Genomic DNA, 17,105 nt, shown 5'->3' with positions numbered 1-17,105 from the left:
TTGGGAATTGAATATGATGAAAGAAACTGTTTTGGTAACGGGAGCGGATGGATTTATTGGCTCCCATCTCACTGAGCTGCTCGTGCGTGAGGGTTACAAGGTAAAAGCATTGTCCCAGTATAATTCATTCAACTACTGGGGGTGGCTTGAGAATATTGGTTGCCTGGACCAAGTGGAAGTCCTGAATGGTGATGTCCGAGACCCGCACTACTGCAAGCACATTACCAAAGGTGTCGATATCGTTTATCACCTGGCGGCGTTGATTGCGATTCCGTATTCCTACGTCGCGCCAGACAGCTACGTAGACACCAACGTTAAAGGCACACTGAATATCTGTCAGGCCGCTCTAGACAACGATGTTAAGCGGGTGATTCACACATCTACCAGTGAGGTCTATGGCACTGCCCAATACGTCCCCATCGACGAGAAGCACCCGGTACAGCCCCAATCGCCCTACAGTGCCTCCAAAATCGCCGCTGATGCCATGGCAATGAGCTTCTACAACGCGTTTGACCTACCTCTTACAGTGGCTCGCCCTTTCAATACCTACGGGCCGCGCCAGTCCGCTCGTGCAGTGATCCCCACTATCATTACCCAGATCGCCGCTGGCCAGAAATCCATTAAGCTCGGTGATGTGACGCCCACGCGGGATTTCAACTACGTCGAAGACACTTGTAGGGGTTTCCTGGCACTGGCTAACTCTCAAAAAACGGTGGGCGAGACAGTGAACATCGCTTCCAACTTCGAGATTTCCGTAGGCGATACCCTGAGCCTGATTCGGAATATTATGCAAAGCGATGTCGAGTTCATTACCGACGAACAACGCTTTCGCCCCGGTAAATCCGAGGTGTTCCGACTTTGGGGGGAAAATGCGAAGATGCGCGAACTGACTGGTTTCACGCCCAAGCATTCGATTGAAGATGGGTTGAGGAAAACGGTGGCGTGGTTTACGAATCCAGAGAACCTGAAGCATTACAAAGCTGGAATCTATAATGTCTGACGTGTTGGCCAATCGTCTGATTGAGTTTGTAAAAGACCATTACGGAACAAATGAGTTCATACCGCTGCACGCGCCCGTGTTCAAGGGTAGCGAACAGACTTATGTTGCGAACACCATTAAGTCCACGTTCGTATCTAGCGTGGGTGAGTACGTTAATCGTTTCGAGCAGGACATGGCCGCCTACACCGGTGTCGAGAGCGCGGTGGCGACGGTAAATGGAACCGCTGCTCTTCATGTCAGCCTTCGAATGGCAGGGGTCGGGCAGGGAGACCTGGTGATTACTCAGGCTCTGACGTTCGTTGCGACCTGTAATGCCATCACTTACTGCGGGGCCGAGCCGCTGTTTATCGATGTGGACGAGTCCACGCTTGGCCTTAGTCCACGCTCGCTTGAGGGTTGGCTGGACAGTCATGCGGTAAGTGATGCGTTTGGGCGGTGCGTGGAACAGGCAACGGGCCGGCGAATTTCGGCCTGTCTGCCCATGCATACCTTCGGACACCCCGCTGATCTGGCGGGGCTCGTGCGCGTTTGCAGGATGTGGAATATTCCACTTGTTGAAGACGCGGCGGAATCGCTCGGTAGCTTCTACCATGGCCGGCATACCGGAACATTCGGGAAGCTGGCCGCCGTGAGTTTCAATGGCAACAAAATCATAACCACTGGTGGTGGTGGGATGATCCTTTGCGATGAGGAAACCGGCAAATGCGCAAAGCACCTGACCACAACTGCCAAGAAGCCCCATCCCTACGAATACGTTCACGATGAAGTTGGTTATAACTACAGGTTACCCAATATTAACGCAGCTCTAGGAGTTGCACAGCTGGAGCAGTTGCCGGGGTTTCTGGCGGAAAAGCGGGCATTGGCGAGTGAGTACCGGCACCTTCTCAAAGGGGCAGAGTTCAAGTTTGTTGATGAGCCGGAGGGTTGTAGAAGCAATTTCTGGCTAAACGCCGTCCTGTGTCCGGATCAGGTATCGAGAGATCGATTGCTTGAGGTGACTAACGCCAGCAACGTAATGACTCGCCCAGTCTGGCAGCTAATGTGTGATCTGCCGATGTACCAGCATTGCACACGAGGAGCCCTCGACATCTCACGAAGTATAGCAGAGCGCCTCGTTAATCTTCCCAGCAGCGTAAAACCGGCCCAGCCATGAAAACAGTCGCCGTATTTACCGGAACCCGGGCAGAGTATGGCTTACTGCACCCACTGCTCACGAGGCTGACACAGCACTCAGAAATGAACTTGCAACTGATCGTCAGTGGCATGCATCTGTCGCCTCAATTCGGCGAGACTTGGCGGACCATTGAGGCCGACGGGTTTACCATTGATGCCAAGGTGGAGATGCTCCTCGCCTCAGATACGAGCTGTGGCGTTGCCAAATCCATGGGGGTAGGGGTGATCGGTTTTGCAGATGCATTGGAGCGTTTGCAGCCGGATTGCCTGGTGATCCTGGGAGATCGATATGAAGCTCTGGCTATTGCTCAGGTAGCTGCCGTCATGCGCATCCCAATTGCACACCTCCACGGTGGAGAACTCACTGAAGGTGCTTACGATGACCCAATTCGCCACGCTATCACTAAACTCTCGCACTACCATTTTGCTGCCTCCGAGGAGTATCGCCAGCGAGTAATACAGATGGGAGAGCAACCGGATAGTGTCTGGAACGTTGGCGCGTTGGGCATTGAAAACATACGGACTGTCCCGAGGGTTTCCCTCGCCGCAATCAACCAGAAGTTCGGGCTTGACTTGAAACAGCCGTTTTTCCTGGTGACTTACCATCCTGTCACTGCTGGCGACGAAGACAGTGAGCAAACGTTCGACAACCTGCTAACGGCGCTGGATGAGTTTCCGGAGCACCAGGTTTTGCTCACCTACCCCAACTCCGACAACGGCGGGCACCGGCTGATTCAGATGCTTGAACACTTTGCCAGTGAACGCATTGGCAGAGTGTTCGCCGTACCCTCTCTGGGCCTGCAGTGCTACCTGAGTGCAGTGGCTCTCGGTGATGCTGTTATCGGCAACTCTTCCAGTGGCATCATAGAGGTGCCCTCACTTAATACACCAACAGTCAATATTGGTGTTCGCCAAAAAGGGCGCCTTGCCGCAGATTCCGTGATTCATTCCGGGACGACCCGAGAGGGTATCAGCCGCGCCATCGAACGGGCTTTGTCGCCCATGACCAAACAGGTTTCAGAGTCCTGTGACAATCCCTATGGCAGTGGTGAGACATCGGCGAGGATTGTTGACATCCTGCGTGAGCAACAGCCCCCCGGTACCAAAGTCTTTCATGACATCTCCGAACGCCAGGAGGATTAAAGCGAATGGTAAGAGTAATCGCAGAAGCCGGAGTGAATCATAACGGCGATCGTGAGATGGCTTTTCAATTGGTCAAAGTGGCGGCGGATTCCGGTGCCGATGCCGTTAAATTCCAGACATTCAACGCTGAACGGCTGGCTGCGCTGACGGCCCCGAAGGCAAAGTATCAGCAAGCCACCACCGATGCACTGGAAAGCCAGTTCGCGATGCTCAAAAAGCTGGAGTTGCCATCCGAATGGCACGTTGAACTCCAGCGTTACGCAAACGACCTTGGCATTACCTTTATATCAACAGCCTTTGATTTGCAAAGCCTTGCGTTCCTGCAAACGCTGGACCTGCCCTATTACAAAATTCCATCCGGGGAGATCACCAATGGCCCCCTGCTGCTGGCATTTGCACAAACCGGCAAGGAACTGATCATCTCCACGGGCATGGCAACGCTGAGTGAAATTGAACAGGCGCTCGCAGTAGTCGCTTATGGCTACGCCCACCAAGGAGAGCCGGAACGCCTGGAGCAGATATGGCGCTTCTGGAGCAAGCCGGGGGTACAAGCGTCATTGGAAGGTAAGGTCTCGTTGCTCCATTGCACCTCCCAATACCCAACACCCATGGAAGAAGTTAACCTGAAGGCCATGAGTGCACTGGCAAACGCGTTTGGGTTACCTGTTGGTTACTCAGATCACACCCAGGGCCTGGTTATACCGACCGCTGCGGTCGCACGGGGCGCCACCATCATCGAAAAACACTTCACGCTGGATCGCAACTTACCGGGCCCGGATCATAAGGCATCGCTTGAGCCCGATGAACTCAAAGAACTGGTCAGCAACATTCGTGGGGTTGAAAAAGCCCTGGGCGATGGCGTCAAAAAGCCTCAGCCCAGTGAGTGGGATACCCGTGAGGCTGCGCGGCAGCAGGTGATTTTCTGCGAAACCGTCGGAAAAGGCGAGAGGATTGAGCGGCACGCGTTGTCGACCGCTCGCTGCGGGCGAGGTGCTTCGCCAATGACACTCTGGGATATGGTAGGCAAAGTGGCATCTGATACCTACGCAAAGGGAGATGTGCCGGAGTGACCAGCAGGAAAGTATCCGACCTTCAGGCAAAAGATTGCATTTTAATAGGCGCTGGCGGACATGCGCGGGTTATTCAGGAGCTGGCGGAGCTCTGTGGCGCCAACATCCTCGGAGTCTGCGATCCAAAGTTCCAGGGTGAAAGGGATCAGCTCTGGCATGGCCTGGAGGTTTTAGGCGGTGATGAGTACCTCTCTGAGGTTAGTCCGGAGAAGGTTTTGTTACTTAATGGAATTGGAATGATGCCCGGCAACCGCGTTCGTCAAGTCGTGTTCGAGCGGTTTGCCGAAATGGGTTTCTGTTTTCCGCCACTGGTACACCCATTTGCCTGGCTTTCCCCCTACGCGTGTATTAGTGATGGTGTACAGCTGATAGCGGGGGCTGTGGTACAACCCGGTGCAAGCATTGGTACAAACACCATTGTGAATACGCGTAGCTCCATTGATCATGACTCCCAACTGGGCGCTCATTGCCATCTGGCTCCCGGTGCCACCCTGTGCGGTGATGTGCGTATTGGTGACGGAAGCTTCGTTGGTGCTGGCGCCACGGTCACCCAGGGAATCAGCGTGGCGCCGCAAACGTTTATCAAAGCCGGGTCCTTGACGACCAGAGACGTTCTATAGGCATCCGGATAGCGAACCCCATCTCTCAAACGGAATACTTAATACATGAAAAAGTGGCAGAACATTCTCATTCAGCCAGAGCTACCGCTGGAAGACGCCATTTCCGTTCTTGATAAAGGCGGGCTGAGGATTGCTTTGATCGTGGCCGAAAACCAGCGATTGATGGGCACCCTCACTGACGGTGATATTCGTCGAGCTCTGTTGAAGCATGTACGGCTGGACGCCCCGGTAAAAGAAGTGATGTGCGCCAATCCCCACGTCGCCGATATTGGCTGGTCCAAGGATAAAATTCTGTCCGTTATGGAAGACCTTGAACTGCTGCAAATCCCGTTGCTGGATACTGAAGGTTGTGTTGTGGGGCTGGAAACATTGCATGGACTGATGGAGCGCCGAACCGTTGAAAATCCGGTTTTTCTCATGGCCGGCGGTTTTGGTACAAGGTTGCAACCACTGACCAACGAATGCCCAAAACCATTGTTGAAGGTGGGTGATAAACCCATTCTCGAGTTGATACTTGAGAGCCTTGCGAAGGCAGGATTTTATCGCTTCTTTATCTCGACACACTATTTGCCGGAAATGATTCGAGAGCACTTTGGCGATGGTTCCCAGTGGGGTGTGAATATCGAGTATGTTCATGAGGAAGAGCCCCTCGGTACGGGCGGGGCCCTGGGGTTGTTGCCAAAAGATCAGATTGACAGCCCTTTGATCATGATGAATGGCGACCTCTTGACCACCGTAAACTACCGTGGGCTGCTCGATTTCCACCTTGAACATAATAGTGTGGCGACGATGTGTGTGCGCGAGTATGAACACAGGGTGCCCTATGGCGTTGTGCAGACCGATGGCACCTACATCCATAGCATGGAAGAAAAGCCGGTGCAGAAGTGCTTTATCAACGCTGGTATTTACGTGGTTTCACCGGAACTGGTCAGTGAAGTAGTGGCAGGTGAGCGAATCGACATGCCGAGCCTGCTGGAGAAGCAAATCGATCAGGACAAAAAGGTCTCCATGTTCCCGGTACACGAATACTGGCTGGATATTGGCAAGATGGATGATTTCAAGAAAGCACAGAAAGAAGTGGACCTTCTATGAAATTGGCAATTATTCCAGCGAGGGGGGGGAGTAAACGCCTACCTGGAAAGAACATTAAATTTTTATGTGGCAAGCCATTGATTCAGTGGACTATTGATGCAGCTATCAACAGCAGGGTCTTCGATAGAATATGTGTCAGTACTGACTGCGAGAACATTGCAGATGTTGCGAGAGAGTGCGGGGCCGAAGTCCCTTTTCTCAGGCCACCTGAGCTCTCCTCTGATACCGCGACAACGGCAAGTGTGCTCGCGCATTTCATTGAGACATTCGAGCAGAGGACAGGGTGCACTGTTAATTACGTGTGTTTGCTACAGCCTACCTCTCCGTTGAGAAGTGCCGACGACATTCTTCATACCGAAAAGATGCTGATAGCCAACGATTTGGACGCCGTAGTTTCAGTTTGTGAAATGGAACACCCCATTCAACTGTGCAATATGTTGCCGCCTGACGGCAGCTTGGAGGGATTTGTTCGTCCTGAGAATTATCGGCGTTCTCAAGATCAAGAAGTATATTACAGAATTAACGGAGCGATTTACTTCTGTAAAACTGAAACTGCTAAGCGATTGGAAACCTTATATAGCAGATCTGTTAAGTCGCGAGCGTACGTTATGGACCCTGTTAGCTCAATAGATGTTGATACAATGTTGGATTTTTGTCTAGCAGAAACCGTAATCAAAAATAAATTGAAGTCGACGAAATTTAACTAGCGAGTGAAAAATATTACTAATGCAAGGTTTATACAGGAGAAGACCCTGCTTGGCCACTAAGGCTTTTGTTTTCTTTGCAGCTGCTTTTTTATTTTCTAACTATTACTATTTATATTTTTACGGGTTTGAGCAGGGCGTTTCTTTGGCTCCTGGATACCTTTCTTTTGTGAAAGTTGCGGGGGTCTGTTTTTTTGTTATGTCGGTATTTGAATTTCGGCTAAAAACGCAGCTTCGATTAAAAGAGCTGCTTATTTTGACCTTTTTTGTTTTCAGTGCGGCTTTTTTCTTGATTAAGAGAGCATATTTTGAGGTAGGTAGCGATCTATATTTGAATTCAATTCTTTGTTTTTTACCCTTCGCCTTTCTGGAAGTTAAGAATAGCAGTCGCAGGATGTTGTTCTTTGAGGCAACTTTCTGGGTCGTAATTTTTCAAACAATAATTGATTTTTATATAAATTACCGCGGACTTTCTCTGTGGGATAACGGTGCCTATGTTGGTGGTTTAGGAAACCCGTCAAGCTTCGGTATGTTATGTAATATCGTGTTGTCTTATCTTCTTTTTTTCAGAAAACGTTCATGGTCCACGATTATATGTTTGCCGATAATTATGTTTGCCATAGTCGAAACCAAGTCTTTATTTAGTATGGTTGCTATGCTATTGATTTTTTGTTATTTTTTTTGGTGTCTAAGCAAAATCGCGTGGTTTTCTATAACAATTTTTGGTGGGGTGGGCGTAAGTACTTTTGGGTGGTGGTTTCTTCCTAGTCATTTAAAGTACAAAATTTTTTCTCTTTATAGTCTTATTTCTGAGGGAGATCTAAGTGGTTCTCAGTCAATTTTTCTAAGGTTTGAGCTTCATCGTAAGTTTTTCGAGAACCTTTCTGAGCATTTTTTGTATACTGTATTTTTCGGTTATCCAGACTATTACTACTACGGTGTGGATAGTCAGATTTTGACTTACTTTGGTAGCTTTGGTGTATTGCTTACAGCCTTTTTTTTGGGCGGTGTCTTTGTTCACTTGGCTTTCAGTAGTAGAGATGGCAGCGCAAGAAAGTTTTATTGGGTAAGTAGTTTTGTTTTATGTTTTATGTTTTTTTCAAATCGAATTATTGATTATTATCCAATGCCATTGATGTTCTTGTTGTTGGTATTTGGTTCGCCGAGAAGAGAACAGGGTGATGCCTCATACGGATAAATTTATTAGTAGGAATTTTAATTTGAATATTGGCTTTTGTAACATCTATGCATATCGACCTCATGGGCATCACGCGAAATTTCTCTCATACTTGGCGGGAAAAAATAGCCACAGGTCAATTTCGTTAGATTGCTTGGGAGCTCCAACCCATTGTTATGTTCGAGAATATAAGGGTAGCGGCCGCTCGGAGTGTGTTAAGTGCTCATTGGGAGGGCTTCACTCATTCGGTTTTGATGGCAGTGAGTCTGTAAGAAAATATTGGAACTCTTCCCTGAGTGGCACAGCCGATGAAATTGTAAAGTCCAGCGCCTTCACGCTTACTAGAATAGAATCATTTGAACAGCGATCTTCTGATGAGGTGCAAACGGTAGTCAATAAGCTGTCAGATGACGCGTTCAGATTCTACCATGCTGTCAGATCCTGGATAGAGGCGCAGTCTTTGGATGCGGTCATTTTGTTCAATGGCCGCATGGATTACACCCGTGCCACATTGGAAGCATGCCGCGATATGGGCGTTACGTGCATTACCCACGAGCGGCCGTTGTTCGGGCATGGAATCATACTGAACAGGAATGCCAATTGCTCGTCTCTCGAGAATATTCATCGTATCAACCGGAAATATAAAGATAAGCCTCTTACATTGAGACAGGTCAGCGTGGCCGCTGCTTTGGGGGCACAGCGGCTTATTGGTGGCAATCCCCTTGAATGGAAAAGGTACAATGAGCACCCTGTTTTCGCAACAGAATGGCCAATAAGCGGCGCCGAGCGGAAAGTCCTCGTATGTCCGAGCAGTAAAAATGAACTGTTAGGACATCCGGACTGGGAAACGCCTTGGAGAGACAATACGGACGCTTTGGATCATGCAGTCAGACACGGCGTATTCCGTTATCAAGACCTGCTGATACGCTTCCATCCGTCCTGGGCTGTACCCTTTGGTGTCGTGACTGCCGAGAAGTGTGAACAGCACTATCGCTCCTGGTGCGAATCCCGTGGGGTTTCGTTCATCCCGAGCGACAGCAAGGTGAACACCAAGGACCTGATTCGGCTGGCCGACGTGATTGTTCTGAACGGCAGTAACACGGTTCTTGAGGCCGGTATGCTTGGGAAACCGGTCGTCTGCTTTGGTCCTGCGCCCTACACCCACTCCGGTGCGGCCATTGATGTACTATCATTTAGTGACATTGAGCACTTGGATTTCGCAGACATTGTCTCTAAAGACCCCCGTGAGATCGTGCAAAATACCCTGCGTTATTATTACTCGAAAGCGGCGCGTGAACCCCTATTCATAGATTTTGTACGATCCAGAACGGTCACAGAGTGCGCGTTTTACAACGGAGCTGACCCGTCATTACTGGAGCGTCTGTTGAATGATGATGGTGAGTTCGAGGGAGATTCTGACTTTGCCGATGGAACTCAATATGAGGACTCGGTTATTGAAGCGTTCTTAGGTAATGACGTGGCAAAACTGGAAGAATATGCGAGCTGGCAGTGGGAAACAGAAGCTTCAGAAGAGTTAAAAATAACCCGTCGAGGTGTGTTCCGACTAATTGATGGAATTCGACGCCTGACACCGAAAGGTGTGTGACGGCACGAGGAGTGAATAGTGGAAGAAGTCAGTGTCAGTGTCGTCATGCCGGCATACAATGCAGCTCAATATATAGAGAACACGATTTCGTCGCTTCAGCATCAGACGTATAATAACTGGGAGCTGATTGTTGTTGACGATTGCTCTACGGATAACACTTGCGATCTAGTCACTCGCATCGCTGAAGATGATCACCGGATACGTCTTATTCGACTGGAAAAAAATTTCGGCGGCCCTGCTGGTCCAAGAAACGTAGGTGTGAGTGAGGCCCGGTATGATCTTGTTGCGTTTTTGGATTCCGATGACATCTGGCATCCCCAGAAACTGGAAAAGCAAGTTGATCTTGTCGAGTCACCGGATGAGTTTTTTGCCTGTTCATCCATGATAGATTTTGAGGATGATTCGACAATTGAATTCCCGGAAATAGGGCAGGTATCCGTCGATCATATCGGTTTCATGGCCCAGTCTTTCAGAGCCAAGATTCCGACCTCAAGTGTTGTTGTATCGAAGTCACTGGTCAGCAAGTTCCCATTTGAAGAATCTCCGAACTATAAAGCGGTTGAGGATTTTCACTGCTGGTTGAGAATTCTTAACGCCGGTGTTACATGCAGAAAGGTCCGGGAACCGCTTTTATATTACAGAAAAAGTGAAGGCCAGATTTCTGGATCCAAACTCAAGATGATGAAGAAGGTCTTCATGGTCCACAAGAATTACCCAGGCCGAGGGCTTTTAATCTCTATTCTATTTACGGCGTCCCATATTTTGGGTGGTCTTTATTTCAGGTATTTACGGAAAGGAATGTGATATGAGAGTGTTGGTTACAGGCGGCGGTGGATTTCTAGGATCCCATTTATGCGAACGCCTTCTCCAGGACGGGCATGATGTGCTTTGTGTCGATAACTTTTTCACCGGTCGAAAGCGTAATATTGCCCATCTCATGAATAATCCCTATTTTGAGGTAATGAGGCACGACGTTACGTTTCCCCTCTACGTGGAAGTGGATCAGATTTACAATCTTGCATGTCCTGCTTCGCCTGTTCACTACCAGCATGACCCTGTGCAAACTACAAAAACCAGCGTGCATGGTGCAATCAACATGCTGGGCCTTGCAAAACGACTCCGGGCACGTATTTTTCAGGCGTCAACGAGCGAGGTTTACGGTGATCCGGAAGTGCATCCCCAGCCGGAAAGTTATTGGGGGAAGGTAAACCCCATTGGCATCCGCTCTTGTTACGATGAGGGAAAACGGTGTGCTGAAACACTGTTTTTCGATTATTACCGACAGCACAATTTGCCGATCAAGGTGGCGCGTATCTTCAATACTTATGGTCCGAGGATGCACCCTAATGATGGCCGGGTGGTCAGTAATTTTGTGGTCCAGGCACTGAAAGGCGAAGATATCACGATATACGGAGAGGGGCAGCAAACCCGTAGTTTTTGTTATGTTGACGATTTGATAGAGGGCTTTGTCAGGCTGATGAATTCTCCGGAAGAGCTCACAGGACCCGTAAATATGGGTAATCCGCGTGAGTTTACTATCAAAGAGTTGGCTGAGCAGGTTATTGAATTGACGGGGTCGTCCTCCAACTTGGTCTTTAAGCCGCTTCCGCAGGATGATCCCAAGCAGCGGCAACCGGATATTCAAATGGCTCGCCAAGAACTGGGCTGGGAGCCGACTATCAGGCTGGAAGAAGGGCTGCGCAAAACCATCTCTTATTTTGACGAACTGCTTACCCTCAATGATTTGGACTGATCGTTAGCATGGCGAAGAAGTTGCTGGTTACCGGTGCTTCCGGATTCGTAGGTCGTGAGCTGTGCAAACATCTGGTATCGACGGGTTATGAAGTGATTGGCGTGACCCGTTCAGATAGAGCCGATTTACCTCCTGGAGCGATTTTACACCGCTGCAATCTGGAGAAGGATTTCTTGGGCGACTCGCTGCTGCGGGACGTCGACTGTATCGTGCACTTGGCTGGCCAGGCACACGGAAAGGGTGGCGAAGATCATCAAGAGCTGGACCATTTCCGGCAAGTCAACGTGGACGTGACACTCCGCTTGGCTAAGGCCGCACTGGATTCCGGCGTTCGTCGCTTTGTTTTTGTCAGCTCAATCGGAGTGCATGGGGCAATAACAGATGGGAGGCCGATCTCAGAGCAAGCACCGTTTAATCCGGAGTCGCCTTACGCCGTTTCGAAGATGGAGGCCGAATTAGCCTTAATTCGGCTTTTTGAGGAAGAAGGCGAGAGCGAGTTGACGATTGTGCGACCACCGCTTGTTTATGGTGATCAGGCGCCCGGCAATTTTGGTAAATTGCTTAAGCTCGCGCGTATGGGGATACCGTTGCCGTTGGGGCGCTGCTCAAACAGAAGGAATATAATATCGCTCAGCCAATTGGCAGCGTTCATGGCGGTTTGCATAGATCATCCGGCCGCTGGCAACGAGACCTTTGTTGTCGCTGAAGAGAGTCCGGTTTCAACCAGCGACATGGTGAGGGCTTTGAGAGCCGGTATGCGCCGTTCTGCCGGACTTTTTCCCGTCCCCCAATGGCTCATGAGTTCTCTGCTTAAGTTTGTGGGAAAGCGAGGTATGTATATTCAGTTATTTTGTGATTTGGAAATTGATGGAAGCAAGGCACGAAAGAAGCTGGGTTGGGTCCCGAAATCCGGATCGATAGAGCAGCTCGAGGAAATAGGGAAGCGTTATGCTGATTCGCTCGATTGATTTGACGCTGGCGGGCATCGGGTTGCTTTTGGGAGCACCGGTATTCTTTCTCTTGCTCATCGTGGGTTTGTTCGACACCGGATCGCCGCTGTTTGTACAGGAGCGAGTCGGATTGAGGAAAAAACCGTTTCGATTGGTTAAATTCCGCACCATGAATGTGACGGCTAAATCGGTTGCCACCCATTTGGCAAATTCCAGCGATATTACTTCGTTTGGAAGGTTTCTGCGAAAGACCAAGCTGGACGAGCTGCCTCAGCTCTGGAACGTGTTTATGGGCGATATGAGTATCGTGGGTCCCAGGCCTTGCCTATTTAGTCAGGAAGAATTGATCATGGAAAGAGAGGTGCGTGGAGTGCTGGATGCACGGCCGGGTATTACAGGTTTAGCCCAGGTAAACGGCATTGATATGTCTACTCCAAAGCTGCTCGCTGAAACCGATCAGCGGATGCTTCAGTCCTTGTCTTTGAAAATGTACTTCAAGATGATCTTGTTGACGGTGGCCGGAAAAGGCTCTGGAGATCGCATAAGGACTGGCATGTAAGCAGAGCATCCTCCCCGACTCATTGGTTAATGAATCGAGAAGCAGGCAATGCATTCATGTTATCAATTGGCTTCGGTACTGGCTTCAAATTTCCGTAAGGTATAGGGCACCTCGTTGGCATCGACAAGTGATATATGGCGACATGAAAGGTTTAGCTTGCGGCAATTCCTTGGCGGAATCTGAATAAGGATAGATTATGTTGGATAAGTTTCTGAATCTGCCTAGATATCAAAAGAGGATGATATCCGTGGCATCTGACATGTTTGTCCTTTTTTTCGCGATATGGGCCGCTTTTGCCCTGCGCCTGGACCAGCAGTACTGGCTTCCTACCCAAGAGCAATTTGCGGTAGCGTCTCTAACCGTCATGGTTACAATTGGTGTCTTCATAAAACTGGGATTATATCGCGCGGTCATTCGTTACCTGGGCGACAAGGCATTCTTAGTGATTGTTTATGGCGTTGTTGCATCAAGCCTAACGCTGATTGTGCTTGGCTATCTGTTTCAGGCTTTTGTTCCGCGATCTGTTCCCATTATTTACGGTGCGGTTGCCTTCCTTTTCGTTAGCGGTACCCGGTTGAGCGTGCGCATGATTGTTAATCGTCCGCGCATGCGGCGCAAGGAGCGTGTCGCTATCGTAGGGGCGGGAGATACGGGGCTGCAGCTTGCTTCGGCGCTTGAGAAGGGTACCGAGTATGGGCCCGTACTTTTTCTGACATTCACTCCTGCGAATCATCGATCAACCATAAATGGATTGCCGGTTGTTGGAATCGAGCATGTTTCGAAAGCTGTGGAGAAACATCGCGTCCAGCGACTACTGCTAGCTCTTGATGCCGATTCTTGTGTAGATCGAAAGAGGTTACTTAAGCAGTTGGAGGTCCTTTCAGTGCCAGTTCAGACTGTTCCCTCAATGTCGGAACTCGTTGCTGGCCGGGCCCGTATCAATGATATCCGCGATCTGGATATTGAGGACTTACTTGGACGAGATCCCGTTCAGATTGATGCGTCGGTTGTTGAAAGCAGCCTTTGTGGGAAGTCTGTTTTGGTGACCGGGGCGGGTGGTTCAATCGGCTCAGAATTATGTCGACAAATCATCCGGCACCGACCCAGTGTGCTGGTTCTGTTTGAACAGTCCGAATTCTCTCTTTATTCAATAGAAAGAGAACTTCGAGCAATTAATCAGGTTGAAGGGTTGGGCGTTGAGCTACATCCTATACTTGGAAGTGTCTGCCATCGTCGACGCTGCGAAGCCGTAATGAAAGCATTTGCCGTTCGTACTGTTTATCATGCCGCTGCCTATAAACACGTTCCGCTGGTAGAGCACAACATTATAGAAGGATTGCAGAATAACGTGTTCGGAACTTGGCACATGGCTGAAGCCGCCATAGCGGCGGGGGTGGAGAAGTTCATTCTGATCTCCACGGATAAAGCTGTGCGACCTACAAATGTCATGGGAGCTTCGAAACGATTGGCTGAGTTGGTTCTGCAGGGTTTATCTGAACGGGTCAGCAAGACGCGCTTCACAATGGTGCGTTTTGGTAACGTGTTGGGGTCAAGCGGCTCAGTTGTGCCGCTATTTAGGGATCAGATTCGGGACGGTGGGCCAATCACCGTTACACATCCAGATATTATTCGATATTTTATGACGATACCCGAGGCTACCCAGTTGGTGTTGCAGGCTGGCTGTATGGGGAGTAAGGGGGAGGTTTTTGTCCTCGATATGGGGGAGCCCGTTAGAATTGTCGATTTGGCGCGGAAGATGATTCATTTGATGGGGCTGGAAGAGAAGTCTGAGGAAAACCCAGATGGGGATATAGAAGTTGTTTTCAGTGGACTTCGGCCTGGAGAAAAACTGTATGAAGAACTCTTGATCGGAGATGACCCCCAAGGCACTGAGCACCCAAGGATTATGATGGCAAGAGAGGTCAGTTTGCCATGGGCAGAGGTGAGGGAATTGATTGATTTGATCCAGATGGCAAGCGAACGATTCGATTTAACGACCTTGAGCAAATTGCTCAAGGAGGCACCTCTTGGATACCAGCCTAATGGAGATCTTTCTGATCTCGTATGGCTCAGTAATGGTGTGTTCGTTGGTGATCGGACCTCAAATGTAAATCCCTTGAAGGGTAATGTGCATTAGTGCAATTTGGCCATTGGGTGCGTAAAGGCGTGATAATCGCGCGTTTGTTAGCGACGGAATGATTGAATGAATCACGATATCATATGGCAGCAACATAAACTAAGTCGTTCATAACGGGTAGTCGTCAAGAACCGAAGTCCTCGTTTGCAAAGGATCTGAAAAATGGGAAAAAAAGTTGCTGTGATAGGTCTGGGTTATGTCGGCTTGCCGCTTGCCGCTGCGTTCGGCGAAAAGATGGACGTCGTTGGTTTTGATATCAACCCGAAGCGGATTGCGGAGCTTCGGGAAGGGCATGACTTTACGAGGGAGGTGTCATCTGCAGAGCTTGCTGAAGCGAAGGGACTTTCGTTTTCAGATTCCGTGGAAGGCATAGGTGACTGCGAGATCTTTATTGTGACGGTTCCGACGCCTATTGATGAGTTCAAGTCGCCGGACTTAACGCCGCTCGTGAAAGCCAGCGAAACCGTCGGCCAGGTATTAAAGAAGGGTGATATCGTTGTCTATGAATCGACCGTATACCCTGGAGCAACAGAAGAGGTCTGCGTACCCATCCTGGAAAGAATTTCCGGATTCACGTTCAACCGGGATTTCTATGCAGGCTACAGTCCCGAGCGAATCAATCCCGGTGACAAAGAGCACCGTGTCACCAGTATCAAGAAAGTCACATCAGGATCCACGCCTGAAATAGCCAGCGAAATCGACGCGCTTTATGCAAGCATCATCACCGCCGGCACCCACAAAGCCAGCTCCATCAAAGTGGCTGAAGCCGCCAAAGTGATCGAGAACACCCAGCGTGACGTCAATATCGCATTGATGAATGAATTGGCCATGATATTTGCGCGTCTGGGGCTGGATACCCAGGAAGTTCTTGCCGCTGCGGGTACCAAGTGGAATTTTCTGCCATTTAAACCTGGCTTGGTGGGCGGCCACTGTATTGGTGTGGATCCGTATTATCTGACTCATAAGGCGCAGGCGGTTGGCCACCATCCGGAGATGATTCTCGCGGGCCGTCGAATGAATGATTCCATGGGTGCTTATTCGGCCTCAGAACTGGTGAAGGCCATGATCAAGGCTGGGCAGACCATATCGGGAGCGCGGGTTTTGATTTTGGGGCTGACCTTTAAAGAGAATTGTCCGGATTTACGGAATACGCGCGTTATTGATGTTGTTCGTGAACTGCAGGATTTCGGGTGTTGCGTTGATGTCGCCGATGCCTGGGCCAGTGGCGATGAAGCCCAGCATGAATACGGGCTTGCTCTGGTGGACCAGCCTGGGCAGGGTGCGTATGAGGGGGTCATGCTGGCCGTACCGCATCGCGATTATATTGAAATGGGCGCAGAACGAATTCGCTCATTTCTTAAGCCGGGCGGTATATTTTTCGACCTGAAGGCGGTATTTGATAAGTCGGCTTCAGATCTAAGGCTCTGATCTCATCGTTCAACAAGCGCACTAGTTTTATTTTTTACCGTTTCTTCTATTTCCGAATGAATGTCCGGTCATAATCCCCTATTTAATTGTCAATGGGGGATTATTGATCTATTATCGAAATAGTCAGTTTTTGACTCGGCAAAGAATGATCATTCTTTTGCTTTTCCTTCCGATATGACAACGTCAATTTGAAAATTGTTTCGACCAGTAAGGGTAAAATCCATGGCAAAGATCAATGAGTATTACCAGAAAAAACAGCTGATGGATAAGCTTGCAGATGAATTGAAAAAGCTCGAGGCAGATAACGCATTGAAGCGTGAACTCGAGTTTGAAGAAAAGATCCGCGGTTTGATGAAGGAATACAATAAATCCGCCAAGGACGTATTGCAGGTTCTGGGTGCCATTGATCCGTCCGTATCTGGCGCCAAAGCTGAAACGGCCGGTTCTACGCGCCCGAAGCGTCCGCTCAAGACGTACAAGAATCCGCACACCGGCGAAGTGGTGAAAACCCGTGGTGGCAACCACAAAACGCTGAATGAATGGCGTGAGAAATACGGCAAGGAAGCCGTGCAGGGCTGGCAGCAGGACTAAGCCCTTGCCCTGTCCGGCTCACGGTTAATAGGCCGGACAGGGCTCCCGGCCCCGGCAGTTGAGGTGCCGGGGTTGCTCATTCCCCGACTTTTCCACATTCGT

The 17,105-nt window shown here is 49.7% G+C and carries 16 protein-coding genes; all 16 read left to right on the top strand.

From position 1 onward, the window contains the following. Positions 1-13: 13 nt before the first annotated feature. Positions 14-1,000, top strand: a complete 987-nt coding sequence (locus EZI54_RS08665) for an NAD-dependent 4,6-dehydratase LegB (protein WP_278248710.1) — start codon at positions 14-16, stop codon at positions 998-1,000. Then, on the top strand, positions 993-2,153 hold the full coding sequence (locus EZI54_RS08660; RefSeq protein ID WP_242674390.1) for a LegC family aminotransferase: 1,161 nt from the start codon (positions 993-995) through the stop codon (positions 2,151-2,153). The genes EZI54_RS08665 and EZI54_RS08660 overlap by 8 nt, the downstream gene beginning before the upstream one ends. Continuing rightward, the gene (gene neuC / locus EZI54_RS08655) at positions 2,150-3,316 is read left to right on the top strand and encodes a UDP-N-acetylglucosamine 2-epimerase (protein WP_131481020.1); all 1,167 of its coding nucleotides are present in this window, start codon (positions 2,150-2,152) and stop codon (positions 3,314-3,316) included. Before EZI54_RS08660 ends, neuC begins: the two co-directional genes overlap by 4 nt. Positions 3,317-3,321: 5 nt before the next feature. Beyond that, positions 3,322-4,386 (top strand): N-acetylneuraminate synthase, encoded by a 1,065-nt coding sequence (gene neuB, locus EZI54_RS08650; RefSeq protein ID WP_123635018.1) that lies wholly within the window; start codon positions 3,322-3,324, stop codon positions 4,384-4,386. Further along, positions 4,383-5,006 (top strand): acetyltransferase, encoded by a 624-nt coding sequence (locus EZI54_RS08645; protein ID WP_131481018.1) that lies wholly within the window; start codon positions 4,383-4,385, stop codon positions 5,004-5,006. Before neuB ends, EZI54_RS08645 begins: the two co-directional genes overlap by 4 nt. 45 nt (positions 5,007-5,051) lie before the next feature. Continuing rightward, on the top strand, positions 5,052-6,098 hold the full coding sequence (locus tag EZI54_RS08640) for a nucleotidyltransferase family protein (RefSeq protein ID WP_131481016.1): 1,047 nt from the start codon (positions 5,052-5,054) through the stop codon (positions 6,096-6,098). Beyond that, entirely contained in the window at positions 6,095-6,805 is a 711-nt protein-coding gene (locus EZI54_RS25415) for an acylneuraminate cytidylyltransferase family protein (RefSeq protein ID WP_131481014.1), read from the top strand. Before EZI54_RS08640 ends, EZI54_RS25415 begins: the two co-directional genes overlap by 4 nt. 49 nt (positions 6,806-6,854) lie before the next feature. Further along, entirely contained in the window at positions 6,855-8,000 is a 1,146-nt protein-coding gene (locus EZI54_RS08630; protein WP_131481012.1) for a hypothetical protein, read from the top strand. Between the two features lie 439 nt (positions 8,001-8,439). Beyond that, complete coding sequence (locus tag EZI54_RS08625) at positions 8,440-9,585, top strand: hypothetical protein (protein WP_131481011.1); 1,146 nt, start codon at positions 8,440-8,442, stop codon at positions 9,583-9,585. An 18-nt stretch (positions 9,586-9,603) separates the two neighbouring features. Next, positions 9,604-10,389, top strand: a complete 786-nt coding sequence (locus EZI54_RS08620; protein ID WP_207389184.1) for a glycosyltransferase family A protein — start codon at positions 9,604-9,606, stop codon at positions 10,387-10,389. A gap of 1 nt (position 10,390) precedes the next feature. Beyond that, complete coding sequence (locus tag EZI54_RS08615; RefSeq protein ID WP_123635010.1) at positions 10,391-11,338, top strand: UDP-glucuronic acid decarboxylase family protein; 948 nt, start codon at positions 10,391-10,393, stop codon at positions 11,336-11,338. Positions 11,339-11,346: 8 nt separating this feature from the next. Next, a complete protein-coding gene (locus tag EZI54_RS08610) occupies positions 11,347-12,306 on the top strand; it encodes an NAD-dependent epimerase/dehydratase family protein (RefSeq protein ID WP_123635009.1) in 960 nt (319 codons plus the stop codon). Then, positions 12,290-12,847, top strand: coding sequence for a sugar transferase (locus EZI54_RS08605; protein ID WP_242674395.1), 558 nt, complete (start codon positions 12,290-12,292; stop codon positions 12,845-12,847). Before EZI54_RS08610 ends, EZI54_RS08605 begins: the two co-directional genes overlap by 17 nt. A 196-nt stretch (positions 12,848-13,043) precedes the next feature. Further along, a complete protein-coding gene (locus EZI54_RS08600; RefSeq protein ID WP_131481007.1) occupies positions 13,044-14,984 on the top strand; it encodes a nucleoside-diphosphate sugar epimerase/dehydratase in 1,941 nt (646 codons plus the stop codon). A gap of 162 nt (positions 14,985-15,146) precedes the next feature. After that, positions 15,147-16,412: a Vi polysaccharide biosynthesis UDP-N-acetylglucosamine C-6 dehydrogenase TviB gene (tviB, locus tag EZI54_RS08595; RefSeq protein ID WP_131481005.1), complete on the top strand. Its 1,266-nt coding sequence runs from the start codon at positions 15,147-15,149 to the stop codon at positions 16,410-16,412. A 222-nt stretch (positions 16,413-16,634) separates the two neighbouring features. Continuing rightward, positions 16,635-17,003 carry a histone-like nucleoid-structuring protein, MvaT/MvaU family gene (locus EZI54_RS08590; protein ID WP_131481003.1) on the top strand — a complete coding sequence of 123 codons (369 nt, stop codon included), beginning with the start codon at positions 16,635-16,637 and terminating at the stop codon, positions 17,001-17,003. Positions 17,004-17,105: the final 102 nt, after the last annotated feature.

The sequence above is a fragment of the Marinobacter halodurans genome, from assembly GCF_004327985.1.
GTDB lineage: Bacteria > Pseudomonadota > Gammaproteobacteria > Pseudomonadales > Oleiphilaceae > Marinobacter_A > Marinobacter_A halodurans.
Note: the sequence above shows the minus strand (reverse complement) of the source record. Positions and strands in the feature narration are given on the sequence as shown.

What these genes read in the sequence shown, in the direction of transcription:
- EZI54_RS08600 (WP_131481007.1), top strand. Translation starts at nt 13,044, where the DNA reads ATGTTGGATAAGTTTCTGAATCTGCCTAGATATCAAAAGAGGATGATA.
- EZI54_RS25415 (WP_131481014.1), top strand. Translation starts at nt 6,095, where the DNA reads ATGAAATTGGCAATTATTCCAGCGAGGGGGGGGAGTAAACGCCTACCT.
- neuB (WP_123635018.1), top strand. Translation starts at nt 3,322, where the DNA reads ATGGTAAGAGTAATCGCAGAAGCCGGAGTGAATCATAACGGCGATCGT.
- EZI54_RS08590 (WP_131481003.1), top strand. Translation starts at nt 16,635, where the DNA reads ATGGCAAAGATCAATGAGTATTACCAGAAAAAACAGCTGATGGATAAG.
- EZI54_RS08610 (WP_123635009.1), top strand. Translation starts at nt 11,347, where the DNA reads ATGGCGAAGAAGTTGCTGGTTACCGGTGCTTCCGGATTCGTAGGTCGT.
- EZI54_RS08665 (WP_278248710.1), top strand. Translation starts at nt 14, where the DNA reads ATGATGAAAGAAACTGTTTTGGTAACGGGAGCGGATGGATTTATTGGC.
- EZI54_RS08640 (WP_131481016.1), top strand. Translation starts at nt 5,052, where the DNA reads ATGAAAAAGTGGCAGAACATTCTCATTCAGCCAGAGCTACCGCTGGAA.
- EZI54_RS08615 (WP_123635010.1), top strand. Translation starts at nt 10,391, where the DNA reads ATGAGAGTGTTGGTTACAGGCGGCGGTGGATTTCTAGGATCCCATTTA.
- tviB (WP_131481005.1), top strand. Translation starts at nt 15,147, where the DNA reads ATGGGAAAAAAAGTTGCTGTGATAGGTCTGGGTTATGTCGGCTTGCCG.
- EZI54_RS08660 (WP_242674390.1), top strand. Translation starts at nt 993, where the DNA reads ATGTCTGACGTGTTGGCCAATCGTCTGATTGAGTTTGTAAAAGACCAT.
- neuC (WP_131481020.1), top strand. Translation starts at nt 2,150, where the DNA reads ATGAAAACAGTCGCCGTATTTACCGGAACCCGGGCAGAGTATGGCTTA.